Consider the following 25808-nt stretch of genomic DNA (forward strand, 5'->3'; position numbering starts at 1 on the left):
AGATTCATTTTTAAGCAATTTACGCACTTAGACATGTTATGGACAGCCGCACCATAAGTGAGGACGAAATGATACTGACAGTTTCTTTTTGCGTAGATTACGATTGACAGAAAACACTTTTTATACTATACTGTACTTACCGTACAATAACAGTAAGACGCGGGACGACGGAAGGAATACACTGGGAGAAGGAACACAAGTAATGAATATTGTTATATCCAACCAAACGGGAATACCGATTTATGAGCAAATCAAAGAACAAATCAAAATATCTATTTTGACAGGTGAATTATCTGAAAACGCGCCGCTTCCTTCACTTCGTCAGCTTGCCCGTGATTTGCAGGTAAGTTTGGTCACTACTGCCAGAGCATACAGTGAATTAGAGCTGGAAGGGTTCGTCCAGACAATGCCTGGAAAAGGCGTGTATGTAAAGAAAATCAATGATGCTTTTGTTCGTAATAAATACTTGAAGGAGGCTGAAGCTGCCTTAACTACTGCTGTCCAGCGGGGAAAATTGGCTGGTTTATCAGTAAATGACCTGCATGAAATGCTGGATACCATTGAAAGGACAATAAAATGAACAATGTAATTGAAGTATTGAACCTTAGAAAAGAATATAAAAATTTTTTGCTGGATAATATCAGCTTTTCCGTTCCCGGTGGTTTTGTCTGCGGCTTTATCGGTGAAAACGGCGCAGGAAAAACTACCACCTTAAAGCTGATCTTAGGCATGGTTAGAAAAGCTGGCGGCAGCATTAAGTTATTCGGCAAAACTGCGGATGATGTTTCCCTGAAAGAAGATATAGGTGTTTTGTTTGAACAGCCTTATTATCAAGAGGACTGGACACCCATTGATGTAGAAAAATCTATGCGTCTTTTCTACAAGAAATGGAGCAGCAAAGCCTTTCATCAACACCTGGAACGATTTTCTCTTGACCCTAAGCAGAAGTATAAAACAATGTCGCGGGGTATGAAAATGAAATTAGGCATGGCAGTCACGTTGGCCCATGATGCAAAGTTGTTATTGCTTGATGAACCGACTTCGGGCCTTGATCCCGTTGGCCGTGAAGAAATGCTTGAAATTCTCCGTGATTATATGGTTGAAGAAGATAGAACAATATTCTTTTCTACCCACATAACCAGTGACCTTGAAAAGATTGCCGACTATATTACCTACATCCAAAACGGCAAAATTTTGCACAGTGGACTAATGGATGAATTAATTGAAAAATATTGTTTAGTTAAAGGTGGAACTGGGGATTTACCAAAGTCAAAACGTAAACAGGTGATTGGATTGCGTGAGTATCCCGGCGGCTTCGATGGTATGATTGAAATAAAAGATATTGCAGGCTTTCCAGGAAGTGTAATTACAGAAATGGTTTCTCTTGATGATATTATGGTACGAATGAGCAAGGAGGTTGAAGTTTGATGAAGCGAATGGCAATGTTTGATTGGAATGCGATGAAGTGCTTTCATCTGCGGCTCTTTCTGATCCCTATCATTTCGTTGGCTGCCGGTTTTATCTCGGCGCTATTGGTTGTCCCTACCAATGTTTTTATGTTTCTGTTTTTTTCGGTCAATACTTTTGCGGTAGAAGAAAAAGGAGATTTGAATAAGCTGTATTTAACACTCCCTGTCAAGCGTTCCGCCGTAGTGGCCGGCAGATATGTTTTATCCATTTGCATGGGAGTAGCTGGATTAGTTACGGGCATCCCTCTGGCTATTCTTGCAGACCGCTTTTCCCTATCGCATTATTATGGTCCAATTGGATGGTTTTTACCTGTTGTGACCATAAGCTATCTGCTGTTTTCAATTTTCAATCTGTGTATGTTTCCAATCTTATTTAAGATGGGTTATAGTAAAGGAAAGTTTTGGGGAATGCTTGTGCCGAACGCTCTTTTTGCAGCGCTGTATTGTGCGTGGGTGATTGTTTCATCTTTGCCAGGAAATGAATATTTGCTTTTCAATGCGCTGGAATATGCCAGTACAAATGTGCTTTTAGTAAATGGCGGTATGATTGCTGTTGCTACGTTAATTTTGCTGTGTTCGTTTTTGCTCTCTGAAAATCTATATTCAAATCGAGACTTTTAAGAAGGTATCCGAAATGGAACGCTTTCAGAAATTTATCAACAGGGTGTTGGCCTGTGATATTTTGAGGACCTGTGATTATAACGATGAGAGAATTGTATTGGTGCAAAGCTGCATAAGAAAGCATAGGGGGAGTTAAATATATCTAATAACTTCCCGTTTGGAAAGGTTCTGGTACATGGAATCATTAATAACTGCTATTTTCACTTGTCTGTACCATCGAAAGCAGAGCCAGCGTGAATATAGCAGTTATTTAATGTTCGATGTACTAGTACGTCTACAGCAGCTTCTGGGCAATAGCTTCTGCCGTAGCGGAGCGGGCTGCTGCAAACAGCTCCGGATTGCGTTTGCAGAACACATAAAACAGGCATTCGATGAGAAAAAGCTGTCCCACTTTGGCGGCCACAGAGCCGGACTGGAGCGGGCTTTCGTTGTAGCCGCAAAGAAGAATCACATCAGCGAATTCCGCAGCCCGTGACTTGGAAAAGTGGGTGATCAGTATAATGGGAATGCCCTGTTTTTTGGCAATATTCATAATGTCCTCCATATCCTTGGTGGAACCGGAATAGGAGAAAAACAAAATCACATCCTGAGAAGTTGCCAATGAAACGCTCATGGCCTGCATATGGGAATCCTCAATATGGATAAAGCGGGAAGAAGCAGTGGAGAAACGGGCCCATGCCTCCATTGCCATCACCATGCTTCCGCCCTGGCCGAAGCAAAAGACACGGTTCGCAGAGGAAAGCAGATCTACGGCTTTTTCCACGTTTTGTTCGTCCAGAAGCTCCAGTGTTTCGTTTAATGATAGAATATTGGAAGCATGGAGCTTTTGGAAAATGCTGCTTAAGGTATCGTCTGAGGTGATGGTTTCCGGAGCGTAGGAGGGATCGCCCAAATCAGTGACATAATCTGCTTTTGCCAGCGCCAGTTTGAAATCATTATACCCCGACAGGCCCAGTCCGTGGCAGAACCTCGTAATGGAAGCCTCGGAAACGCCGCTTCGTTCTGCCAGTGAAGAAATAGATAAGTACTGGGTTGTGGAAGTATTGGCAAAAATATAGTCTGCCAGTTTTTTTCCGGAGCGGGTGAGGGAATGATATTGTTCCGTGATGTATTCTAAAATATTGCCGTTCAAAATATCTCCACCTTTCTTGAATTATGTGTGATTTGGGCCCCGGATGTTTAAACTGAGAGTTTGTCTAACACTGCGGCGCCTAACATGCCGGCCTGATTGCCCAGTTCTGCCTTTTTGATCTTCACATGCCGGAAACTGGGAATCAGGTTGGGATAAAGCTGCTCCTGTATCTGTTCAATAACATAAGGCTGTTCCATAATTCCGCCGCCTAAGATAGCGCAGGCGGGATTCATCATGTGAATAATGGTTATCAGCCCGTATACGATTTCCATAATCCACTGGTCAATCAGTTGCTTTACTTCCGGTTCCTGCATATGTTCAAACAAAATCCTGCCGTTGGACAGGGCAGGATTCATTGCCCTGGCGCTCTGAACAAGAGCGGTGGTGGAAGCATACCGCTCATAACAGCCGGAAAACATGTCCTCTTTTAAATTCCGGTGTTCAGGGTGCACAATCACGCCTCCGAATTCACCGGCAGAAAAACTGCTTCCTGAGTATAGCTTCCCACCGGTAAACACTGCGCCTCCCACGCCGGTTCCATAAGTCAGGCAGACAAAATCCTTCTGATCCCTGCCGGCTCCGAATACAGACTCTCCAATGGCTGCTGCATTGACATCGTTCTGCACAGCAGCAGGAACCTGAAATTCCTGTTCCATAATTTCCTTTAACATGGTTCCCGTATAGCCCGGAATATTTTCATTGGCGTAAATGATGCAGCCGCGGGCAGGATCTACCTGTCCGGCGGTGCTGATGCCGATTTTTTCAAAGGAGCAGAAGGTCCTGTAACCGGCAATAATCTCTTTGGCTTTGGCTACCACATGGGGGCCGCCCTGACTGGCTTCTGTGGCGGTTTCTCTGATTTCAGACAAAGCTCCGTTGTCATAAAGCCCTGATTTAATGGCGGTTCCGCCAATGTCAAGTACCATAGTTGCCATAATAATCCTCCTTTACCCGATGGGGGTTCCCCGGTGAAATACAGTCTCAAGCCCCAGATCTTTATTTAAAATTACAATATTCGCATATTTGCCCGGGGTCAGGCTGCCGTAATCCTCCCAAAGCCCGATGGCCTTTACCGGATTGACAGCGGCGCATTTGACAGCGCTGGCCAGAGGAATATCCATCTTTAAAACGGCAGTGCGCATGCATTCCATCAGATTGGTGGCAGAGCCTGCAATGGTGCCGTCGGAAAGAACAGCCAGATTGCCCGTTACTGTCACCGCCTGTCCGCCCAGGTCATATGTTCCGTCCTCCATGCCGGCGGCACGCATACTGTCGCTGATAAAGATAATTCTGTCGTCACCAAACAGCTGCAGGGACGCCCGTACCACGGAAGGGTGGATATGGACGCCGTCGCAAATCAATTCTGCCATACAATGCTTATCTTCAGCGGCAGCTCCAATGGGGCCGGGAGCCCGGTGGCTGAAGGGCGGCATGGCATTGTACATATGGGTTAACTGGGAAGCGCCCAGGGAAAGGGCTTTCTTTGCAGTGTCATAGTCTGCAGTGGTGTGTGCCAGGGAAATATTGATGGTATCCCGGTTTTCCTGAATAAACTCCATGGCGCCCTCAGTTTCCGGCGCTATTACCACCGTGCGGATTTTGCCGCCGGATATTTCCTGCAGGCGTTTTAACATGGCAGTGTCCGCCGGATGGATGTAAGATTCATTCTGCGCGCCTTTTTTAGCAGGGCTGATAAAAGGCCCTTCCATGTACAGGCCGCAGAAATCTGCTCCATTGGGGCAGTCAAAATCTCTGGCTGCGCGGCAGATTTCTGATAAAGTTTCTTCCGGCATTGTCATGGTAGCAGGGGTAATGGAAGTGACCCCCTGTTTTAACTGGTATTCCGCAATGGTGCGGAAAGCTTCCTGTGTGCCGTCGCAGCAGTCGCTGCCCATACAGCCATGGAAATGAATGTCGGTCAGTCCGGGAATTACATACTGGTCCCGGGCGTCTGTGACAGATTCTTCTCCTTCCGTATTCTGGTAAGCGGCTTCTGATACGATTCTGTCATTACAGAGATAGACAGTTCCCGGGACGAACTCTCCCTGTTCCTGAAAAATTAGTCCGTGGATAATTCGGCGCTTATGTGTCATGCGATCCCGCCTTTCTGCGCTAGGAGCTCGGAACATTTTGATAAAGCAGCTTCATCCGCCACTAAAACAACATCTTTGTGGAACTGCAGGATGGAACCTGGAACCTGAGGGGTTACCGGGCCGAAAAATGCGGCTTTGACAGCGTCAGCTTTATCTTCGCCGGAGACTACTACGAGAATTTTGCGGGCGGACATGATGGTCTTGATGCCCATGGTGTATGCCTGACGGGGAACATCTTTTTCAGAAGCAAAGAATCTGGTATTGGCCTGGATGGTGCGTTCGGATAAGGTAACGCAGTGGGTTTCTTTTTCAAAGGTGTCAGCAGGCTCATTGAAGCCGATGTGGCCGTTGTGGCCAAGACCCAGAAGCTGCAGATCCACGCCGCCTGCGGAATGGATGGTTTCGTTGTATTTTCTGCAGGCAGCATCGCTGTCGGTTTCTGTTCCATCCGGCAGGAATGTCCGGTCTTTGTTGATATTCACTTTGCTGAACAGATGCTCATTCATAAAATAATAGTAACTCTGATCGTTGTCCCGAGGAAGTCCTTTGTATTCATCTAAGTTCACGGTAGTAACTTCTGAAAAATCAAGATCTCCCTGCTGATACCATTCCACCAGGTTTTTGTAAGTGCCGATGGGGCTGGAGCCGGTGGCAAGGCCCAATACGCAGTTGGGCTTGAGAATAACCTGGGAAGAAATAATGCCGGCAGCTTTGCGGCTCATGGCGTCGTAGTCTTTTGTTCTGTAGATTTTCATAGAAACCTCCTTAAATTTAAAAAATTGTTTTAAAGCAGCTATATAAAAATAGTATCATAAAACAGAAGTTCTTTCAATCATTATGTTAGAAATTTTCAAAAATAAAATAACTTGAAAAATATTTTCAAAAATCTATTGACAAATAACCATATCAAATATATTATAAAACTACAAAATACATACATGTGCACATAAGAAAAAGAGCATGTATAAAGAAGGAGGATGAATCTATGAAGTATCGCAAAATCTTAGCACTGGCATTGAGCTGTGTAATGGCATTTTCTGTTGCAGCCTGCGGCAATTCCGGCGGGAAGGAAGAACAGAAAGAAGATACCAAGACAGAACAGGACAATGCCGGAGACGCCAATGCCGAAGAGGAAGGCAGCGACGCTGCAGATGGTGAGGAAGCTCCTGAAGCTTCCGGAGAGATGACAGACATTACACTGTGGACTTATCCCATTGGCAATTGGGGAGATTCTGCTACGGTAGACGGTCTGATTTCCAGCTTTACTGCAGCAAATCCCAATATCAATGTAAGTGTGGAATATCTGGATTACACCAACGGCGATGATCAGATCAACACAGCCATTGAAGGCGGAAAAGCGCCGGACCTGGTTATGGAAGGCCCGGAAAGACTGGTTGCAAACTGGGGTGCAAAAGGACTTATGGTAGATCTTTCTGATTTATGGACAGATGAAGCGAAAGAAGCAATTTACGATTCTGTAGAGAGCGCATGCCAGAACAACGAAGGCGTATTCTATGAATATCCATTATGTATGACAGCGCATACCATGGCAATCAACAGAGACGTATTTGAAGCGGCAGACGCACTTCAATATTTGGATGAAGAAAAAGGAACCTGGACAACGGAAGGATTCCAGAAGGCAGTAGAAGCTGTTGCAGCTTCCGGCCAGGCTCAGGTTGGAGCAGTGTACTGCGGCGGCCAGGGCGGAGACCAGGGAACACGCGCCCTGATCAACAACCTGTACGGCGGAACTTTCACCAATCCGGAACATACAGAATATACAGCAAGCAGTGAAGAGAACGTTAAAGCGCTTGAACTGTTAAAGGGAATGGAAGGAATCAGCTTCGACGCGTCTATCCAGGGCGGAGATGAAGTGAACCTGTTCAGCAACGGCACATTGGCAATGGCATTCTGCTGGAACGTATCCCAGGAGAAGAACAATGCAGAAACCATCGGTTTTGACGTTCTGCCTATGGCGTTTCCGACAGAAAGCGGCGATCCTAAGCTTTGCGGCGGTATCTGGGGATTCGGTATCTTTGATAACGGCGATGCAGCTAAGATTGAAGCAGCTAAGACATTTATCGACTTTATGGCAAATGATGAAACACAGGTAGTAGAAAGCGTAAAAGCTTCCAGCTACTGGCCGGTAAAAGACCTGGGCAATATCTATGAAGGCGATGAACTGATGACTGAATATTCCAAATTTATCCCATTTATGGGCGACTACTATCAGGTAGTAGGCGGATGGGCAGAAGCGCGTACCGCATGGTGGAATATGCTGCAGCAGATTGGAACAGGAACAGATGTAAAGACAGCAGTAGAGGAGTTTGTGACTACCGCAAATGCGGCAGCCGCAGCAGCTAACTAGGAACCAGAGCCGAATTAAGTGATAGGCCTGAAACCTGCGCCCCTTCCCGAGGTATGCGGGAAGGGGCGTTTTATGTAATCTTACAGAGTAATTTATGAATAATTATGGATTAGGAAAGGACAGGAAGGGGGAAATCTTATGACGAAGAAGAATCCCATGAGCAGGGCGTTAGTGCGCCGGGAAACCATCGCAGGCTATGCATTTATGCTGCCAAGTTTGATTTTCTTTCTGGGATTTGTTATTTATCCCATGGTACAGTGTGTATTTACAAGCTTTTTTGATTCAACCATGAACCGTGAAGATATTTTTATAGGGTTGGATAATTATAAAGAGCTGTTTCAGGATCCTATTTTCCGCGGAGCGTTATGGAATACGGTTATCATCGTAGTAGTATCCGTGCCAGTGGTATGTATTTTCTCATTGTGGGTAAGTTCTGTTATCTATGATTTGAAAGGGCCGGTATGCTCTGCATTCAGATGTATCTTTTATCTTCCGGTGGTAACAGGTTCCGTTGCGGTTACGGTAGTATGGAAGTGGATGTTCAATAACTATTATGGCATTTTCAACTATGTTGGGAATAAAGCCGGTATCCTGGATCAGAATATCAACTGGCTGGGAGACGAGAGGTTTGCTCTGGGATGTATTATTCTGATTCTTCTCACAACCTCTGTGGGCCAGCCCATCGTGCTGTACGTGTCTGCATTGAATAATGTAGATCAGTCCCTGGTGGAAGCGGCAGAAGTGGACGGCGCAACAAAGATGCAGTGTTTCTGGAAGATTAAATGGCCGCAGATTATGCCCACTACTCTGTACATACTGGTGATTACCACCATTAACAGTTTCCAGTGCTTTGCGCTGATTCAGCTGTTAACCAGCGGCGGGCCAAACCACAGTACCGATACAATTATGTTTTACATTTATTACAATGCGTTTAAACTGTATCGCTATGGTTATGGAAATGCCATGGGCGTGGTTCTGGCAATTATTATTGCAGTTCTTTCTGCAGTGCAGTTTAAGATGGCCAAGTCAGAATAGGAGAGGAGGAAGCAGATATGAAGAATACAAATTTTAACCGTTCTACCGCATATAAAATGGTATCCGTTGCAGCAATCGCTATTTTTGCATTTCTGTTTGCGTTTCCTCTGTACTGGATTATTACAGGCTCCTTTAAGACGCCTGCAGCTATCAATTCAACAACGCCCCAGTGGTGGCCGACAGAGTGGGTAATGGATAATTATCAGAAACTGTTCAGCAGACAGGTTGCTCCCCTTTGGGAGATACATGTTCCATTTACGGATGTTTCTTTTGCAGGACCGGAAATGCCGGCTGCAATGCGCTGGCTGGTTAACACTGTGTTTATGGCAGTGGCATCTATGATTCTTACCTGTATTACCGCAGCTATGGCAGGTTATGCCCTTGCAAAGAAACGCTTCATCGGACGTACCGTGATGTTTTCTCTGATTGTCTGCGCGATGGCGCTTCCGAAACAGGTGATTTTAATTCCATTGCTGCGTGAAATGTCATCCTTAGAGCTGTATAATACGATATGGGCAGTTATTTTTCCAATTGTGGGATGGCCCTTCGGCGTATTTCTGATGAAGCAGTTTGCAGAGGGAATTCCGGGAGAAATGATGGAAGCAGCAAGAATTGACGGCGCGGGAGAATGGAAAACATTTTATACCATTGCCCTTCCGTTGATTAAACCGGGGATTGGTGCGCTGGCAATCTTTACATTTATCAATTCATGGAATGATTACTTCATGCAGTTGATTATGTTGAGCAGCACGGACACCCTTACTATATCCCTTGGTATTGCAAAACTGCAGGCGGAGAATGCAACAGATTTCGGTTTGATTATGGCAGGCGCGTCCCTGGCTGCAATCCCGATTATTGTCATTTTCCTGATTTTCCAGAAGTATTTTACAAAGGGAATTACCATGGGCGCAGTAAAGGGCTAAGCATAAAGCGCGGGCGTTTCAGCTGGTTCTGCTTTTTTCAGGTTTCTGGAAGGTATACGGAATTTATGGCAGCGGCGGAAGAAGGAATGGTGGGAGTTTCTGATAAAGTGAAAGCCGCTGTGAAATTCCGGGAAAGAGAAGCAGGTTTCAGCAGTTTCACAGACTCGCCGGTAAAAAATGTGGTATAATGTACGGGGAGTATTACTGTTAATGGAGCATTGTTATGGAGCAAAAGGAAAGAAGGGAAAACGATGAATAAAAAAGACAAATATCAGGGAATTATTCCCGCATTTTATGCGTGCTACAATGAGCACGGAGAAGTTGACGGCGAACGTGTGGAGCTTTTAACAAAATATATGCTGAAAAAAGGCGTCAAGGGCGTTTATGTGGGCGGTTCTTCCGGAGAATGCATTTATCAGACAGTTGCTGATCGGAAGCTGACCCTGGAACATGTGATGAAGGCGGCAGAGGGAAAACTGACTGTGATTGCCCATGTGGCCTGCAATAACACAGCAGAGAGCAAAGAACTGGCTGCCCATGCAGAAAGCCTTGGAGTGGATGCGATTGCAGCAATTCCGCCCATTTATTTCCATTTGCCGGAATATGCCATTGCAGAATACTGGAATGATATTTCCTCAGCGGCTCCCAACACGGATTTTGTTATTTATAATATTCCTCAGCTTGCAGGGGTTGCGCTGACCATGCCGCTGTTTCGGGAGATGAAGAAAAATCCCCGGGTGGCTGCGGTAAAGAACAGTTCCATGCCCACACAGGATATTCAGATGTTTAAGGCAGAGGGCGGGGAAGACTTTATTGTATTCAACGGCCCGGACGAGCAGTTAGTATCGGGCCTTGCCATTGGGGCAGACGGAGGAATCGGCGGAACTTATGGCGTAATGCCGGAGCTTTACCTGAAGATTGAAGAACTGGTAAAAGCAGGCAATATGGAAGAAGCCGGAAAAATCCAGTATGCAGCCAATGAAATCATTTATGCAATGTGCGCCTGCCATGGGAATCTGTACGGCGTCATAAAAGCAATTCTGAAAATCAGAGAAGGGCTTGATTTGGGCGGCGTAAGAAAACCTCTTCCGGCATTGATTCCGGAGGATATGGAACAGGTAGAAAAATGTGCAGCTATGATTGATAAAGCAATGAAAGAGTTTTGCTGATTTGAGTAAGTCATAATACCATTGTAAAAAGCGGCTGCAGAAACGGCCGCTTTTTACAATATGAAAATAATTTTATAAGGAGGCAGACATGAAGAAAGAAGAATTATTTCAAAAAATCAAGGGGAAAATTATCGTATCCTGCCAGGCAGTGCCGGGGGAACCTCTGTATGTGGAGGAGAAATCCATTATGTATCTGATGGCGCGGGCTGCGAAGCAGGCGGGAACTCCGGCGATCCGTACCAGCAGCATCCGTGATGTGGTTGCCATTAAAGAAGAAACAGGGCTTCCGGTTATTGGGCTGGTTAAGGTTCAGTACGAAGGATTTGAGAGCTACATTACACCAACCATGAAAGAAGTGGATGATTTGGTGGAGGCAGGCTCAGACATTATTGCCCTGGACTGTACCAACCAGAAGCGGGGGGATGGAAAAACGGTCAGTGAATTTATCACAGAGGTCCGTGAAAAATATCCGGAGGCAATTCTTATGGCTGATATTTCCACTTATGAGGAAGGCGTAAATGCCTGGAAGCTGGGAATGGATCTGGTAGGAACCACCATGAGCGGCTATACCGGATATACGCAAAAAACAGACGGCCCGGACTATGAGCTGGTGCGGAAATTATCAGAAACCATAGACGTTCCGGTGATTGGAGAAGGCAGAGTCCACAGCCCGGAGCAGGCAGTGAAAATGTTGGAAACAGGAGCTTTTGCGGTAGTAGTGGGCGGAGCCATCACAAGGCCCCTGGAAATTGCCCAGCGTTTTATGAAAGCAGTAGAGGGCAGGTAAGTTATGAAAAAACATATTGTTTGTTTTGGGGATTCCAATACCCATGGATATTGTGCAAAAACCGGAGGGCGTTTTGATGAAGAACAGCGCTGGACCTGTCTTTTGCAGAAAAAATTAGGCGATGACTATCTTATTCTGGAGGAAGGGCTGAGCGGGCGGACTACTTGTTTTTCCGATCCCATCTTTGAAGAGCGTTCCGGCATGGATGTGATTTATTCCTGCCTGATGAGCCATGAACCGGTGGATTTATTGGTGATTATGCTTGGCACCAATGACACCAAGGAACGATTTTCTGCTTCAGCGCAGTGCATTGCCCTGGGGCTGAAGCAGTTAGTGGATAAAGCCGCCGCCACCAGGGATTGCTGGGCAGGCGGCAAGGTCAATATCCTGATTGTAACCCCTCAGAATATTGACCCCAAATACCAGGGCACGGATGTAGGGCCTACCATGGGCCGGGGATGCGCAGAAAAATCAGAGATGCTTGCAGAAGAATTCCGGAAAATTGCAGAGCTTACAGGCTGCCGCTATCTGGATGGAAATAAGGTAATCACCGCGCCGCCCAACGATGTGGATTTTATGCATCTCACAGAGGAGGGGCACCATCAGCTTGCGGAGGCTCTGGCAGAAGAGATAGCGGAAATTCTGGCCTGAACTGCCGGATTCGCTGGTATTAGTTGCAAATGCAGTGTTTTTCTGATAGGATAGAGAAGAAAAACACTGCATTTGAAAAGGAGAAAAATTATGCCGTTTATTAATTCCAGAGTAAGCGTATCCATGTCCCAGGGACAGAAAGAATCCCTGAAAGAAAAGCTGGGACAGGCCATTTCCCTGATTCCCGGCAAGACTGAGGACTGGCTGATGATTGAGTTTGCAGATAACTGCGAATTGTACTTTCAGGGTACAGGAGATCAGCCCGCGGCTTTTCTTGAGGTGAAGGTGTTCGGAGGCTTTTCAGACGAGGCTGCAAATAAGATGACAGCAGCTATCTGCGGGCTTTATGAGGAAGAACTTCAGATTAAGAAAGACCGCATTTATGTGAAGTATGAGGAAGTCAGCAAATGGGGTTGGAATGGGAAGAACTTTTAATTGAATGACCAAGCAGCCAGTCAGCGGCAGATGAAGGCCCCGGTTCCTGAAGGAACGGGGGTTTTGTTGTGTAAGGATTTATAGAAATTATACTGTGAAAGAAAGCAGAGGACAGCCCATAAATGGCGCACTTTAGTTTCTTGGCTTGCTTGATGGCCTTTTCCTTTTCAGTAAAAGGTTCAGACGTATCAATAGGGCATGAGGGAGTTTGTAGACACGATATATGTGCGAGGGAAATGCACAAAAATACAAACAAAAAAGGAATTTCTTTACACGATATGCGCAGGAAGCAAAAAACCTTGATTGACCGGGCCAGAATAAAATTAGTGGACACGATAACGCGGCATGGGGAAATTTTGCTGGCGGAAATCACTGGCAATGTGGCAAATGTGATTGAGTTCATAAAGGACAGCGGGAGGGCAGCAGTCATTTTCTGTCAGGGGCGCTATAAGAGCCGTATTAAGAAACTGGCAGCAGAACGCCCGGAGGAGTGTGTGATTGTGGCGGAAAATCAGGACGGCAGCTTGTGCGCCCATATCCCGGTTGCGTGGATAAAGATAAATCCTACACAGCGGTTTACAGGGGGATAAAGGGCGGAAATAGGCTTTAAAACATGAATAGACAGAAGAAAACCGCCCTTTGTACTTTGGCGAGTGTCAGGGCGGTTTTCTTATCAAGTAAAGCATATTCTGTTTTGGACTGCTGCCAGTCAAAGCGACTGTACTTTTGCCAATAAAGCATCCTGCAATACTTTTGAAAAGTTGATGCTTTTTTCCTCACAAAGAGTATTCAGCCACATGGGGATACTTAAAGTCTTTTTTACTGCCTTGTCACTGTGCTGCTTTGCGTATTCGGTCATATCCACCAGTACCATATTGACGAAAGCACTATCCGAAGCGGATTCCATTTCAAAATCTTTCAGGACGGCAGCAGGATTGATTTCGCTTAATGCACTGGGAGCCGGGAGGGATTCACCGTCACGCAGGGCGGTAAACAGATACAGACCGCAGGCATCCCCCGCCATGCGCATAGCGTCCGCCACATTATCCCCAAAAGTTGCAAGATTCCCTAAGTCGGGGAAAAGGACTGATATTTTGCCCTCTTCCTCATAGAAAACAGCCGGGTATACATAATTCATAAATCATTGCTCCTTTCCGTGTAATCTATATTATTTGCAAGGGGCAGGGCTTATTTCAGCCCCGCCTGATTGCGTATGGATTTAACAATACTTTTCGGGATGTCACCGGGATGATTCGGAACGCTTACTTTTCCGGGCTTTGTTGGGTGCTTGTATTGGTAATGTGAGCCGCTTATGTCTGACACGTACCATCCATCATCCTTTAGCATTCGGTCAGCTTCTCTGAATCTCATGTATGTTTCCTCCTTACAATTATATAATAACACGTATTTTACGTATTATAAAGAGAAAAACATAAAAAATATACGTATTTTACGTAGATATTATATGCGGATTTCAGGAAAGTATACAGACTGGCAGCAGGATGTTCCGTTAATATTCGTCCACAAATGGGGGAAAATACAGTCATGCCACCTGCTGCCTTATTCCATTTTATTATCCGGCACGTACGCCATTAAATCCCCCGGCTGACAGTTAAGAAATTCACAAAGCCGTGATATGGTTTTGCTGTCAAGTCCGCCAGTTCCATTTTTTAAGGCGATCAATGTGCCTTGTCCTATCAGCTTTTCTTGGCGGATTTTACAATGGTTCAGAAGAAAATGGAAAAAGTACAAGAGAATATGAAGATTGGGTAAATGATATTTGCCTGCTGCATCTGCTATAAAATGCTACGTGCAGCAGGATTTTTCAAAAAAAGTCACAGAAAAGGTAGAAAATATAGATGTTTAAAATTGGTTATACATTACAAATGCCCATTTTATCACCACTTCATAAAATTTCCATCTAATATTAGCACTCACCTATTGACAGTGCTAACAATAAGTGCTATATTACAACTAGAACAAAACAAAAGACATTCACCTAATGGATTTTGCTTTGGCTCCAAAAGCTCCGCGGCAGCCTGACCCGCTGCCAACGGGGATAAAATTATTATAATAACAAATAATAAAGATAGAACCATTTGTAAGGAGGAAGGCCCTATGTTAGTACCAAGTATTTTTAATTCCAATTTAAGCAACGACTTTTTCAACGATTCTTTTGACCATATGTTCCGGGATGCATTCCGTTCACCCTTCGGCAGCATGAACAGCGCTTCTTATATGTCCACAGATATCCAGGATCTGGGAGATAAATACCAGTTGGAAGTGGAATTGCCGGGGTATGAGAAGAAAGATTTGAAAGCAGATTTGAAGGACGGCTATCTGACGATTTCAGCGGAGCGCAATATCAATAAAGAAGAGAAAGATGAAAAAGGGAAATTTGTACGTCGGGAGCGTTACATGGGAAGCTGTCAGAGAAGCTTTTTCGTTGGAAAAGACGTGCGGCAGGAGGACATTCATGCCAGCTTTGAAAACGGCATTCTGAAACTTACCGTTCCCAAGAAAGAGATTGCGGCGGTGGAGGACAGAAAGTACATTCCAATTAAATAAATTGCCCGCCGCAGATTTAGTCTCAAATCTGTGAAAAAACTAAGAATAAGATTGTTCAGGAAAATCCTGGTTTTGCTCTTAAGGACAAAACCGGGATTTTTTTATTTTTCTTGCAGGAAACTCTTTTTATTATGGGAGAATCGTTGTATAATAAAGAATTGTAGCGAAAAGTTCTGTGCAGCAGGCAGAAGAAAGGAGAGCTTGATCATGGATATGGATATCAAAGAAGAGGATCTGAGGGAAATGTTTGAAGTTTCCAGACGGCAATTAGAGGATGGCTTTCAGCAAAAAGATTTAAGCGCCATTCATGATGCCGCCATCAGTTTGTCTGAGATAACATATATGCTGGATTTTTTTAATGTTGAAATTTAAAGTCATAAAGGGGATTCCCGGTAAAGGAGAAAATAGATGAGTAAAGTCAGAACAAGATATGCGCCAAGCCCCACAGGAAAAATGCATGTGGGCAACCTGCGTTCCGCGCTGTATGAATTTTTGATTGCGAAACATGACGGCGGGGATTTCATGCTTCGGATTGAGGATACGGATCAGGAGCGTTTTGTGGAGGGGGCCACAGAGATTATTTACCGCACGCTGGATCAGGCCGGATTAAAACATGACGAAGGCCCGGACCGGGACGGAGGGTTCGGCCCCTATGTGCAGAGTGAACGGATGCAGACAGGGATTTATATGAAATATGCCAGAGAATTAGTGGAAAAAGGAGAGGCATATTACTGCTTCTGTGATAAGGAAAGACTGGAATCTCTGAAAACGGAGGTTGTGGAAGGCAAGGAAATCATGATGTATGACAAGCATTGCCTGTCCTTATCCAAAGAAGAAGTGGAAGCAAATCTGGCGGCTGGTAAGCCTTTTGTGATCCGTCAGAATATTCCAAAGGAAGGCACTACCACCTTCCATGATGAATTGTACGGAGATATCACCGTGGAAAACGCAGAACTGGACGATATGATCCTGATCAAATCCGACGGATATCCCACTTATAATTTTGCAAATGTGGTGGATGACCATACCATGAATATCACCCATGTAGTCCGGGGAAACGAATACCTTTCTTCATCTCCCAAATATCAGCGTCTCTATGATGCTTTTGGATGGGAATCTCCGGTCTATATCCATCTGCCCCTGATTACCGACGAAAACCATAAGAAGCTTTCAAAGCGGAGCGGACATGCTTCCTTTGAAGATTTGCTTGACCAGGGATTTGTTACAGAAGCAGTGGTGAATTTTATCGCCCTTTTGGGCTGGAGTCCGGAGGAAAACAGGGAGATTTTCTCTCTGGAAGAACTGATACAGGAATTTGACTATCGCAGAATCAGCAAATCCCCTGCCGTATTTGATATGGTGAAGTTAAAATGGATGAATGGAGAATATTTAAAGGCCATGGACTTTGACCGGTTTTATGAGATGGCGGAGCCTTATCTGAAGGAATCCGTGAAAAAAGCATACGACCTGAAAAAGATTGCGGCCATGGTAAAGACCAGAATTGAGATTTTCCCTGATATTGCGGAACATGTGGATTTCTTTGAGGCTGTGCCTGAATATGAGATTTCCATGTACGCCCATAAGAAAATGAAAACTACGCCGGAATCTTCCCTTGAAACGCTGCGGGAGCTTCTTCCGATCTTTGAAGCCCAGGAAGATTATTCCAACGACGCGCTTTATGAGACGCTCTGCAGCTACGTCAAAGAAAAAGGCTGTAAGAACGGTTATGCCATGTGGCCGGTGCGTACAGCAGTTTCCGGCAAACAGATGACGCCGGGCGGAGCTACAGAGCTGATGGAAGTCCTTGGCAAAGAGGAATCTGTGGCAAGACTGAAAGCAGCCATCGCAAAACTGGAGAGGGAACTGTAATTTATGAGTTTAAACAAATCTCAGACGGAGGCGGTAAACCATGTCAACGGGCCTATGCTTGTATTAGCGGGCCCGGGGTCTGGGAAAACCACGGTCATCACAGAGCGAACCAGACGCTTGATTTCCAGTCAGGGGATTGCTCCGTCCCATATTCTTGTAATAACATTTACCAAAGCGGCCGCATCAGAGATGAAAGAGCGTTTTCACCGCCTGATGGGCCAAAAGAAGGTTCCGGTTACCTTCGGCACGTTTCATGCCGTGTTTTTTCAAATCCTGAAGCATGCTTATGGATTCCATGGGGGCAACATCATCCGGGAAGAACAGAGATTTCAGTTTATGAAAGAGATGATTCAGAACATGCGCCTGGAATATGAAGATGAGAATGAATTTGCCGGGGACTTGCTGGGAGAGATCTCTCTGATGAAAAACACAGGGGTTTCCCTGGAGCATTATTATCCCAAAAACTGCGGTAAGGAGATTTTCGAACAGATTTACCGAGGCTATGACAGCAGGATGAAGCAGCATCGTCTGATTGATTTTGACGATATGCTGGTGTACTGTTATGAGCTGTTTGATCAGCGCAAAGATATTCTCTCGGCCTGGCAGAACAAGTATCAGTATATCCTGATTGACGAGTTTCAGGACATTAACCGCCTGCAGTTTGATATTGTAAAGATGCTGGCATTGCCGGAAAATAATCTGTTTGTGGTGGGGGACGACGATCAATCCATTTACCGGTTCCGGGGCGCAAAGCCGGAGCTGATGCTTGGATTTGAAAAAGCATACCCCAAAGCCGCGCGGGTGCTGTTGGATATCAATTACCGTTCCTGCCCCTCTGTGGTGGAAGCCTCTCTGCGGCTGATTTCCCATAATCAAAAGCGGTTTGAAAAAAAGATACGGCCCCGGCGGGACAGAGATGACCGGGAACCGAAGCAGGGAACGGAATATTTTCTCTGGGAGAATCAGCAGCAGGAAGGAAAAGCAATTATTGAACAGATTCTGAAAGACTGCAGGGCAGGAGGCAGTTATAATGACTGTGCGGTACTGTTTCGCACCAATACTCAGCCCAGGCTGTTTATGTCTCAGCTTATGGCCTATAATATTCCTTTCCGCACCAAAGACAACATTCCCAATATCTACGAACATTGGATTGCCAGGGATATTTTAACCTACATACGGCTGTCTGAGGGGAGCCGCAGCAGAAGAGATATTCTGCAGATTATGAACCGCCCCAACCGCTATATTACCAGAGAGAGCCTGGAAGCTGACACCATTGCCTTTGATGTATGGGCAGATTTTTTCTATGAGAAAAAACAGCATTGGGTGGCAGAGCGGATTGAACAGCTGGAAGGAGACTTGCGGGTATTGAGCAGAACAGGTCCCTATGCCGCCATCAATTATATCCGCATGGGAATCGGATACGAGGAATATCTGAGAGAGTATGCCGGGTATCGGAGAATCAGCGAAGATAATCTGATAGAGGTGCTGGATGAACTGCAGGACGGGGCCCGGGCATTCCGCACCTATGAAGAATGGTTTGCGCATATGGAAGAATATACCGGGGAATTGAAACGGCAGAAAAAGCAGCAGGAAACCATGACAGAGTGCGTCTCCCTTGCCACTCTTCACAGCGCAAAAGGACTGGAATATAAAAACGTGCATATTCTGGATGTGAATGAGGAGCTGATGCCCTATAAAAAAGCCGTTCTGGACGCAGATTTGCAGGAGGAGCGCAGAATGTTTTACGTAGGCATTACCAGGGCAAAAGAAAATCTGTATATTCACAGCGTAAAGAAATACAATGGGAGAGAAGTGGATGTTTCCCGGTTTGTAGAAGAAATGCAAAACTGCCGTTCGTCCCCAAATTCCAATGTCTTTGAAAACAAACGGCAATTCTAATTAGTCATCATCTTCCAGTAAGGCATCCCATTCCGCCTCATCCAAAAGCTCGTCAAAGCAGTCAGAAACCGCCTCGAATTCTTCTTCATCTTCAATATTTTCCAGAGAAGGATTGCCGTCCTCATCTTCCTGATAACGATAAATAAAGACTTCTCCCTCTTCGTTGTCGTTGCCCTCTTCATCTAACGGAAGCAGTACAATGTAATCCTGCTCCTCCATTTCAAAGATTGTCAGGATACGGCACTCTACCTCAGAGTCGTCGTCCATGGATAATGTGACGCGGATTTCCTCGTCGTCCTCATCTGCTTCCAGGGCTTCCTGTTCCGGCCGTGTATTTGGCTTGTTGCTCATTGCGGGTGTCTCCTTTCCTATATAATAGCCTGTATATAGAGTTCAAAATGCTTGGATAAATCCAAATAGGTAACAGTGGCAGTGCTGACCACAGGACGGGAGAGAAACTGCCGGTTAATCATAATAATTTTCCCGGTGGAGCCGTCGTTTAACAGCACGGAATTGCCGATGTAGGTATCAATAATATGGTGGAGGAAAGGCAGCAGATATTTGGTTTCGTACCGCTCAAATCCTTTCCGTTCAAAAGTGGCGATTACTTCAAAGGGACAGATGCCTTTCCGATAGCAGCGTTTGCTGGTCATTGCGTCGTACACATCGGCGATGGCAACAATTTTGGCAAAATCTGTAATCGTGTCCCCTTTTCGTCCGGAAGGATAACCCGAACCGTCGCAGCGCTCATGGTGCATAAGGACGGCAGAGCGAATCCGTTTGTCTATCTGGCTGTTGCTGTCAGTGAGAATCTTCAGTCCCAGATTGGGATGCTCCTTCACATACCGGAATTCTTCATCTGTCAATGAGGGTTTGTTCAGGAGTTCCGGATCAACCAGACATTTTCCGATATCGTGGAGGAGCCCTGCAAGGGTCAGATCTTCCAGATCTTCGCCGGTAATATTCAGCCATTCTCCCATCATCCGGGAAATAATTGCAACATTAATACAATGGGCATAGGTGGTGTCGTCAATCTGGCGCATATTGTGCAGCATATCAAAAACAGAAAGAGACGTCAGATGATTGGAATAGAGACTGCTGACCTGATCCAGAAGTGCGTCAGAATCCAAAGGTTCTTTCTTATCGATTAATTGCTGGTAACAATCCTTCAGCATAGTTGCTTTCTTGTTGTAGTCCACTTTAAATTCATGGAATTTCCGGCTTTTCTTTACTTTCTGGGCATAAGTTTCCTGCTCTGCCTCCAACGCAGAAGCTCCGGTGTCCAGTGAAGCATCGTTGATATCCTGTTCCGGAATAATCTTGATGCTTTCCACACCATAGAATTCCAGATAAGTAATTTGCTGGGAGGTCAGTATGGTGTTTGCAGGGAAGAGAAGCTGCCCTGTTTTACTGTACACAGGTTCGGCAGTCACCATTCCTGCGGACAGATCTTTTGTGGCTGTTTTTATCATTATGGTTCCCCCTTTATTGTGACAGCAGCAGATTCCCGTTTGAAGAGCTCTGTCATATGATCTCAATAAAACTAGCATATCATATGCTGAGAAAAATTTCTACTGTCATATGAAAAAATTCATAAATTTTGATTGACAAAGGTTTATTTTATGATATACTTTGATTATCAAAATATTTGAAGATTAAAAGGAGATTATAGAAATGTTTGAAAGAATGAAAGAAATTATTGCAGAGCAGCTGAGCACAGAAGCAGATGGAATTACCCTGGAAACTTCCTTTAAGGATGACCTGGGCGCAGATTCTCTGGATTTATTTGAGCTGGTAATGGCGCTGGAGGATGAGTACTCTGTGGAAATTCCTTCAGAAGATTTGGAGAAACTGGCAACTGTGGGAGATGTGGTAGAATATTTGAAAGAAAAAGGTGTGGAATAAGAGATGTCGCAGTTTAAAACAAGAATTACAGATCTGCTGCAGATAGAAGTTCCTGTGATTCAGGGCGGAATGGCATGGGTGGCAGAGCACCATCTGGCTGCCGCGGTATCTGCCGCCGGCGGTCTTGGAATTATCGGCGCCGCCAACGCTCCGGCAGACTGGGTAAGAGATGAAATCCGTAAGGCAAGAGAATTGACAGATAAACCAATCGGCGTAAATGTAATGCTTTTAAGCCCCTATGCAGATGAAGTGGCGCAGGTGCTTGTGGATGAAAAAGTGCCGGTAATTACCACCGGAGCAGGAAATCCGGGAAAATATATGGAAATGTGGAAAGCAGCCGGCGCAAAGGTAATACCGGTTGTGGCAAGCGTGGCATTGGCAAGGATGATGGAGCGGGGCGGTGCAGACGCAGTTATCGCAGAAGGGACAGAATCCGGCGGACACATCGGAGCAGCCACCACCATGACACTGGTGCCCCAGGTTGTGGATGCAGTAACAGTGCCTGTGATAGCCGCAGGCGGAATCGGAGACGGGAGAGGAATGGCGGCGGCCTTTATGCTTGGGGCAGAGGCAGTGCAGCTTGGAACCCGGTTTGTAGTTGCAGAGGAATCCATCTGCCATCCCAATTATAAGGAACGGATTATCAAGGCGAAGGATATTGATTCCGCAGTAACGGGAAGAAGCCATGGACATCCCATCCGTCAGCTTCGCAACCAGATGACCAAAGAATACATACAGAAAGAACAGGAAGGGGTTCCCTTTGAAGAACTGGAGCTTTTAACTGTAGGCTCCCTGCGCAATGCAGTGATGGAGGGGGATGTGAAGCATGGAACTGTAATGGCAGGACAGATTGCAGGAATGATCAAAAAAGAACAGACCTGCCAGGAGATTGTAGAAGAAATTGTGAAGGAAGCACAGGCTTTGATGCGAGGAGTATGATATGAGAAAAATTGCTTTTATTTTTCCGGGCCAGGGTGCGCAGTACACCGGCATGGGAAGGGATTTTTACGAGAATTTTGACAGGGCAAAAGAAGTATTTGCCATTGCAGGAAAAGTATCAGGAAGATCCATGGAAGAACTGATTTTCCGGGAAAATGAAGATCTTCATATTACAAAATATACGCAGATTGCAATGCTGACGGTGGAGCTTGCGATTTTAAGAGTATTGGAAGAAAAAGGCGTAACCTCTTTTGTAAATGCAGGTTTAAGTTTAGGAGAATATGCCGCGCTGACAGCGTCCGGCGGCCTGAGTATCCGCGACGCCTTAGAGCTGGTGGTAAAACGGGGAGAATTTATGCAGGAGGCAGTTCCCACCGGCGGCGCAATGACGGCAGTGCTGGGCCTGGAGGCAGATGCAGTGGAAAAAATCTGTGAAGAAACAAAAGGAATCGTATCTGTGGCGAATTACAACTGTCCGGGACAGATTGTTATCAGCGGAGAAGAAAAAGCGGTAAATCAGGCAGCGGAAAAGATGAAGGAAGCCGGTGCAAAACGGTGCATGCCCTTAAAGGTCAGCGGGCCGTTCCATACCAGTATGCTTGAGGAAGCCGGAAAGAAACTGGCAGAAGAACTGGAGCATGTGACAGTGGGAGAGCTTACAGCTCCTTATATTTCCAATGTGACAGCGGAATACGTACTGGATCGGGAAGAGGTAAAAGGATTGCTAAAGCGGCAGATTTCTTCTCCTGTGCGCTGGCAGCAGAGCGTGGAACTGATGGCGGCGGAAGGGGTAAATACCTTTATTGAAATCGGCCCCAAGAAAACGTTGTCCGGTTTTCTGAAAAAGATTGTGCCGCAGCTCGAAAGCTACCATGTGGAGACCGTGGAAGATATGGAAAAGCTTCTGGAAATACTGAAAACAGATGCAAAATAGGAAGGCTGGAATTAATATGAGATTAGAAGGAAAAACAGCTCTGGTTACCGGAGCTTCCCGGGGAATCGGCAGGGCCATTGCCCTGAAGCTGGCAGCAGAAGGCGCCATGGTAATCGTAAATTATAACGGTTCCAGGGAGGCGGCAGAACAGGTGGTGGCTGAAATTCTGGAGCATGGAGGAAAAGCGGTAAGCTTCGGCTGCAGCGTGTCTGATCCCCAGGCGGTGGAAGCTATGATGAAGCAGATTATTTCAGAGCAGAAACGTTTGGATATCCTGGTGAATAATGCAGGAATTGCCAGAGACAACCTGATTCTTAAGATGAAAGAAGAGGAATTTGACGCAGTTCTTGATACGAATTTAAAGGGGGTATTCCATACCTGCAAACATGCGGCAAGGCAGATGTTAAAGCAGAAATCAGGATGTATTGTAAATATTTCTTCCATTTCCGGCATTCTGGGCAATCCGGGACAGACCAATTATGCCGCTTCTAAGGCAGGAGTCATTGGGTTCACCAAATCATTGGCCAGGGAGCTTGCTTCCCGGGAGATCCGCGTCAATGCCGTAGCCCCTGGATTTATTGAAACAGAAATGACAGAGAAGCTGCCGGAATCGGCGGTTGAGGCCGGTAAAGCCCAGATTCCTTTCGGACGTTTCGGCAGAGCCGAAGAGGTGGCCAATGCAGTTTGCTTTTTAGTCTCTGAGGAAGCCTCTTATATTACCGGTCAGGTTTTGCAGGCAGACGGCGGCATGGGAATGTAAGGAAGGAGCAGGAATGAGAAGAGTTGTAGTTACCGGTATGGGCGCTGTTACGCCCATCGGATTAAATACAGAAGAATTTTGGGAAGGTCTGAGAGAAGGGAAAACCGGATTCAGCGAGATCACCCAGTTTGATACAACAGATTTCAAAGTAAAGGTGGCGGCAAGCGTCAAAGGCTTTGAAGGAAAGAACTATATGGATGTGAAATCTGCCAAGCGTATGGAATTGTTCTGCCAGTATGCAGTTGCGGCTGCAAAAGAGGCTTTGGAACAGTCCGGCATTCAGATGGAACAGGAAGATCCTTACCGGGTAGGCTGCGCCATCGGTTCCGGCGTGGGAAGTCTGCAGGCCATGGAACGGGAGCATAAGAAAATGCTGGAACGGGGGCCGGGCAGAATCAATCCGCTTCTGGTTCCTCTGATGATTACCAATATGGCGGCAGGAAATGTTTCTATCCAGTTTGGATTAAAAGGAAAAAGCCTGAATGTGGTAACTGCCTGCGCCACCGGCACCCACTCCATCGGAGAGGCATTCCGCACCATCCAGGCAGGAGACGCAGACGTGATGGTGGCCGGAGGAACAGAGAGCGCCATTACACCCATTGGAATAGGCGGATTTACAGCGCTGACAGCATTATCCTCCAGTAATGATGTGAACCGGTGCTCCATTCCTTTTGACAAAGACCGCAGCGGATTTGTCATGGGAGAAGGAGCCGGGGTTGTAGTTTTGGAAGAATTAGAACATGCCAAAAAGCGCGGCGCCCATATTCTGGCGGAACTTGCAGGATACGGAGCCACCAGTGACGCTTATCATATCACTTCTCCGGCAGAGGACGGCATGGGAGCTGCCATGGCAATGCAGTATGCCATAAGAGATGCAGGCGCGTCGCCGGAAGAGATTGAATATATCAATGCCCACGGCACCAGTACCCATCACAACGATTTGTTTGAGACAAGAGCCATCAAACAGGTTTTTGGAGAACATGCATATCAGATGAAAATTAACTCTACCAAATCCATGATTGGGCATCTGCTTGGAGCGGCCGGCGCAGTGGAAGTAATTGCGTGTATTCTGCAAATGCAGCATGAGTATATCCATGCAACCGTGGGATTGCAGGAATCAGAGGAAGAATTAGATCTGGATTATATGAAAGGCAGCGGAATAGACAAAAAGTTTCATTATGCTTTAACAAATTCACTGGGCTTTGGAGGACATAATGCCAGCCTTCTGGTGAAAAAGTTTGAAGAACAGGAGTAAAGATATGGAATTTGATAATCTTGTGAAATTGATTCAGGCAGTTTCCGAATCAGAGCTGACCCGGTTCTCCTATGAAGAAAACGGGGTGTCCATTTCCATGAAAAAGGATAAGAAGCAGAAGCTGGTCACCATCAATAATGTGGCGGAGACGGCAGGAAGCGGGGCGCCGGTTCTTACGGCGGCGGAAATGCCGGCAGGTCAAAATGCAGCCCCGCAGACAGAGGGAAATGTGGTAAAATCTCCGTTGGTGGGAACCTTCTACAGCGCGCCGGGACCGGAAGCAGAGCCCTTTGTGAAGGTGGGAGATCCCGTGTCCAAAGGCCAGGTGCTCGGCATTGTGGAGGCCATGAAGCTGATGAATGAAATTGAAAGTGATTACGACGGCATTGTCAGGCAGATCCTGGTTTCCAATGAGGACGTCATTGAATATGGCCAGCCGTTATTTGTCATTGGGTAAACCATAATTTCAGCATAAATGCAATCAATGAAATTCAGATGATATGAAATTTGGATGATATTAAATTGTCAGGAGGGACTGTTATGTCACTGATGGGAACAAAGGAGATTATGGAAATTATTCCGCACCGTCAGCCGTTTTTACTGATCGATACGATAGAGGAGTTAGAACCGGGAAAACGGGCAGTGGGGAAAAAATGCGTCACCTATAATGAGCCGTTTTTTGCAGGTCATTTTCCAGGAGAACCGGTAATGCCGGGAGTGCTGATTGTGGAGGCTCTGGCTCAGACCGGAGCGGTTGCCATTTTAAGCCAGCCGGAGTTCAAGGGGAAAACAGCTTATTTCGGAGCTATCAACAATGCCCGGTTCAAACAGAAGGTAGTTCCGGGGGATGTGCTGACACTGGAACTGGAAATTGTAAAGCAAAAAGGGCCGGTAGGCGTGGGAAGCGCGAAAGCCACGGTAAACGGGAAAGTTGCCGTCGCTGCAGAACTTACCTTCGCTGTAAATTAGAACAGAAAACGAAAGCCTTTTTTTAAA

The 25808-nt window shown here is 46.0% G+C and carries 32 protein-coding genes; 23 read left to right on the forward strand and 9 right to left on the reverse strand.

The annotated features are described in order from the left end of the window. The first annotated feature begins 202 nt into the window (after positions 1-202). From ACTO17_RS05675 to ACTO17_RS05685, 3 genes are read left to right on the forward strand one after another with little or no spacing between them, the layout of a single operon-like run. Positions 203-580 (forward strand): GntR family transcriptional regulator, encoded by a 378-nt coding sequence (locus ACTO17_RS05675; RefSeq protein WP_482557218.1) that lies wholly within the window; start codon positions 203-205, stop codon positions 578-580. Continuing rightward, entirely contained in the window at positions 577-1428 is an 852-nt protein-coding gene (locus ACTO17_RS05680; protein WP_482557219.1) for an ABC transporter ATP-binding protein, read from the forward strand. Before ACTO17_RS05675 ends, ACTO17_RS05680 begins: the two co-directional genes overlap by 4 nt. Then, positions 1428-2090 (forward strand): ABC-2 transporter permease, encoded by a 663-nt coding sequence (locus ACTO17_RS05685; protein ID WP_482557220.1) that lies wholly within the window; start codon positions 1428-1430, stop codon positions 2088-2090. Before ACTO17_RS05680 ends, ACTO17_RS05685 begins: the two co-directional genes overlap by 1 nt. Before the next feature lie 274 nt (positions 2091-2364). Here ACTO17_RS05685 and ACTO17_RS05690 read toward each other — a convergent pair whose 3' ends face one another. Genes ACTO17_RS05690 through nagB form a run of 4 tightly spaced genes read right to left on the reverse strand, consistent with a single transcriptional unit; the run spans position 2365 to position 6070 of the window. Continuing rightward, complete coding sequence (locus ACTO17_RS05690; protein ID WP_482557221.1) at positions 2365-3222, reverse strand: MurR/RpiR family transcriptional regulator; 858 nt, start codon at positions 3220-3222, stop codon at positions 2365-2367. A gap of 47 nt (positions 3223-3269) precedes the next feature. After that, positions 3270-4157: an ROK family protein gene (locus tag ACTO17_RS05695; RefSeq protein ID WP_482557222.1), complete on the reverse strand. Its 888-nt coding sequence runs from the start codon at positions 4155-4157 to the stop codon at positions 3270-3272. A 12-nt stretch (positions 4158-4169) separates the two neighbouring features. Beyond that, a complete protein-coding gene (gene nagA / locus ACTO17_RS05700; protein ID WP_482557223.1) occupies positions 4170-5315 on the reverse strand; it encodes an N-acetylglucosamine-6-phosphate deacetylase in 1146 nt (381 codons plus the stop codon). Next, positions 5312-6070: a glucosamine-6-phosphate deaminase gene (nagB, locus tag ACTO17_RS05705; protein WP_482557224.1), complete on the reverse strand. Its 759-nt coding sequence runs from the start codon at positions 6068-6070 to the stop codon at positions 5312-5314. The genes nagA and nagB overlap by 4 nt, the downstream gene beginning before the upstream one ends. A gap of 230 nt (positions 6071-6300) precedes the next feature. On the opposite strand from nagB, the gene ACTO17_RS05710 reads away from it, so the two are divergent. The 9 genes from ACTO17_RS05710 (at position 6301) to ACTO17_RS05750 (ending at position 13273) form a co-directional block, all read left to right on the forward strand. Further along, positions 6301-7683 (forward strand): extracellular solute-binding protein, encoded by a 1383-nt coding sequence (locus tag ACTO17_RS05710; RefSeq protein WP_482557225.1) that lies wholly within the window; start codon positions 6301-6303, stop codon positions 7681-7683. A gap of 138 nt (positions 7684-7821) precedes the next feature. Then, the gene (locus tag ACTO17_RS05715; protein ID WP_482557226.1) at positions 7822-8718 is read left to right on the forward strand and encodes a carbohydrate ABC transporter permease; all 897 of its coding nucleotides are present in this window, start codon (positions 7822-7824) and stop codon (positions 8716-8718) included. Between the two features lie 17 nt (positions 8719-8735). After that, the gene (locus ACTO17_RS05720; protein ID WP_482557227.1) at positions 8736-9641 is read left to right on the forward strand and encodes a carbohydrate ABC transporter permease; all 906 of its coding nucleotides are present in this window, start codon (positions 8736-8738) and stop codon (positions 9639-9641) included. A 65-nt stretch (positions 9642-9706) separates the two neighbouring features. Continuing rightward, positions 9707-9829, forward strand: a complete 123-nt coding sequence (locus tag ACTO17_RS05725; RefSeq protein WP_482557228.1) for a hypothetical protein — start codon at positions 9707-9709, stop codon at positions 9827-9829. Between the two features lie 63 nt (positions 9830-9892). Continuing rightward, positions 9893-10810: a dihydrodipicolinate synthase family protein gene (locus tag ACTO17_RS05730; protein WP_482557229.1), complete on the forward strand. Its 918-nt coding sequence runs from the start codon at positions 9893-9895 to the stop codon at positions 10808-10810. Between the two features lie 88 nt (positions 10811-10898). After that, positions 10899-11597 (forward strand): N-acetylmannosamine-6-phosphate 2-epimerase, encoded by a 699-nt coding sequence (locus ACTO17_RS05735; protein WP_482557230.1) that lies wholly within the window; start codon positions 10899-10901, stop codon positions 11595-11597. Positions 11598-11600: 3 nt separating this feature from the next. After that, complete coding sequence (locus ACTO17_RS05740) at positions 11601-12248, forward strand: GDSL-type esterase/lipase family protein (RefSeq protein ID WP_482557231.1); 648 nt, start codon at positions 11601-11603, stop codon at positions 12246-12248. A 90-nt stretch (positions 12249-12338) separates the two neighbouring features. Continuing rightward, positions 12339-12683: a phenylpyruvate tautomerase MIF-related protein gene (locus tag ACTO17_RS05745; RefSeq protein ID WP_482557232.1), complete on the forward strand. Its 345-nt coding sequence runs from the start codon at positions 12339-12341 to the stop codon at positions 12681-12683. 236 nt (positions 12684-12919) lie between these two features. Continuing rightward, positions 12920-13273 carry a hypothetical protein gene (locus ACTO17_RS05750; protein ID WP_482557233.1) on the forward strand — a complete coding sequence of 118 codons (354 nt, stop codon included), beginning with the start codon at positions 12920-12922 and terminating at the stop codon, positions 13271-13273. A gap of 119 nt (positions 13274-13392) precedes the next feature. Here ACTO17_RS05750 and ACTO17_RS05755 read toward each other — a convergent pair whose 3' ends face one another. The 3 genes from ACTO17_RS05755 to ACTO17_RS05765 form a co-directional block, all read right to left on the reverse strand. After that, on the reverse strand, positions 13393-13821 hold the full coding sequence (locus ACTO17_RS05755) for a type II toxin-antitoxin system HicB family antitoxin (RefSeq protein WP_482557234.1): 429 nt from the start codon (positions 13819-13821) through the stop codon (positions 13393-13395). A 50-nt stretch (positions 13822-13871) separates the two neighbouring features. Beyond that, positions 13872-14054, reverse strand: coding sequence for a type II toxin-antitoxin system HicA family toxin (locus ACTO17_RS05760; protein ID WP_482557235.1), 183 nt, complete (start codon positions 14052-14054; stop codon positions 13872-13874). Positions 14055-14243: 189 nt separating this feature from the next. Further along, the gene (locus ACTO17_RS05765; RefSeq protein WP_482557236.1) at positions 14244-14435 is read right to left on the reverse strand and encodes a helix-turn-helix domain-containing protein; all 192 of its coding nucleotides are present in this window, start codon (positions 14433-14435) and stop codon (positions 14244-14246) included. 366 nt (positions 14436-14801) lie between these two features. Here ACTO17_RS05765 and ACTO17_RS05770 point away from each other — a divergent pair, with 366 nt between their 5' ends. The 4 genes from ACTO17_RS05770 to ACTO17_RS05785 all read left to right on the forward strand — a co-directional run bounded on the left by ACTO17_RS05770 (position 14802) and on the right by ACTO17_RS05785 (position 19019). Then, entirely contained in the window at positions 14802-15251 is a 450-nt protein-coding gene (locus ACTO17_RS05770; protein WP_482557237.1) for an Hsp20/alpha crystallin family protein, read from the forward strand. A 207-nt stretch (positions 15252-15458) separates the two neighbouring features. Beyond that, positions 15459-15623, forward strand: coding sequence for a hypothetical protein (locus tag ACTO17_RS05775; protein ID WP_482557238.1), 165 nt, complete (start codon positions 15459-15461; stop codon positions 15621-15623). A 36-nt stretch (positions 15624-15659) separates the two neighbouring features. Then, the gene (gltX, locus tag ACTO17_RS05780; protein ID WP_482557239.1) at positions 15660-17120 is read left to right on the forward strand and encodes a glutamate--tRNA ligase; all 1461 of its coding nucleotides are present in this window, start codon (positions 15660-15662) and stop codon (positions 17118-17120) included. A 3-nt stretch (positions 17121-17123) separates the two neighbouring features. Further along, positions 17124-19019 carry an ATP-dependent helicase gene (locus ACTO17_RS05785; protein WP_482557240.1) on the forward strand — a complete coding sequence of 632 codons (1896 nt, stop codon included), beginning with the start codon at positions 17124-17126 and terminating at the stop codon, positions 19017-19019. Here ACTO17_RS05785 and ACTO17_RS05790 read toward each other — a convergent pair whose 3' ends face one another. Next, positions 19020-19370: a DUF1292 domain-containing protein gene (locus tag ACTO17_RS05790; RefSeq protein ID WP_482557241.1), complete on the reverse strand. Its 351-nt coding sequence runs from the start codon at positions 19368-19370 to the stop codon at positions 19020-19022. A 17-nt stretch (positions 19371-19387) separates the two neighbouring features. Then, positions 19388-20491 (reverse strand): HD-GYP domain-containing protein, encoded by a 1104-nt coding sequence (locus ACTO17_RS05795; protein ID WP_482557242.1) that lies wholly within the window; start codon positions 20489-20491, stop codon positions 19388-19390. Between the two features lie 202 nt (positions 20492-20693). Here ACTO17_RS05795 and acpP point away from each other — a divergent pair, with 202 nt between their 5' ends. The 7 genes from acpP (at position 20694) to fabZ (ending at position 25781) form a co-directional block, all read left to right on the forward strand. Then, the gene (gene acpP / locus ACTO17_RS05800) at positions 20694-20924 is read left to right on the forward strand and encodes an acyl carrier protein (RefSeq protein ID WP_135988987.1); all 231 of its coding nucleotides are present in this window, start codon (positions 20694-20696) and stop codon (positions 20922-20924) included. A gap of 3 nt (positions 20925-20927) precedes the next feature. Beyond that, positions 20928-21863, forward strand: coding sequence for an enoyl-[acyl-carrier-protein] reductase FabK (fabK, locus tag ACTO17_RS05805; protein ID WP_482557243.1), 936 nt, complete (start codon positions 20928-20930; stop codon positions 21861-21863). A gap of 1 nt (position 21864) precedes the next feature. Continuing rightward, on the forward strand, positions 21865-22797 hold the full coding sequence (gene fabD / locus ACTO17_RS05810; protein ID WP_482557244.1) for an ACP S-malonyltransferase: 933 nt from the start codon (positions 21865-21867) through the stop codon (positions 22795-22797). Positions 22798-22813: 16 nt separating this feature from the next. Then, positions 22814-23557 carry a 3-oxoacyl-[acyl-carrier-protein] reductase gene (fabG, locus tag ACTO17_RS05815; RefSeq protein WP_482557245.1) on the forward strand — a complete coding sequence of 248 codons (744 nt, stop codon included), beginning with the start codon at positions 22814-22816 and terminating at the stop codon, positions 23555-23557. A 13-nt stretch (positions 23558-23570) separates the two neighbouring features. Next, complete coding sequence (fabF, locus tag ACTO17_RS05820; RefSeq protein ID WP_482557246.1) at positions 23571-24812, forward strand: beta-ketoacyl-ACP synthase II; 1242 nt, start codon at positions 23571-23573, stop codon at positions 24810-24812. Between the two features lie 4 nt (positions 24813-24816). Beyond that, positions 24817-25269, forward strand: a complete 453-nt coding sequence (gene accB / locus ACTO17_RS05825; RefSeq protein ID WP_482557247.1) for an acetyl-CoA carboxylase biotin carboxyl carrier protein — start codon at positions 24817-24819, stop codon at positions 25267-25269. An 83-nt stretch (positions 25270-25352) separates the two neighbouring features. After that, complete coding sequence (gene fabZ / locus ACTO17_RS05830; RefSeq protein ID WP_482557248.1) at positions 25353-25781, forward strand: 3-hydroxyacyl-ACP dehydratase FabZ; 429 nt, start codon at positions 25353-25355, stop codon at positions 25779-25781. Positions 25782-25808 lie beyond the last annotated feature (27 nt).

The organism is Petralouisia sp., assembly GCF_056822245.1.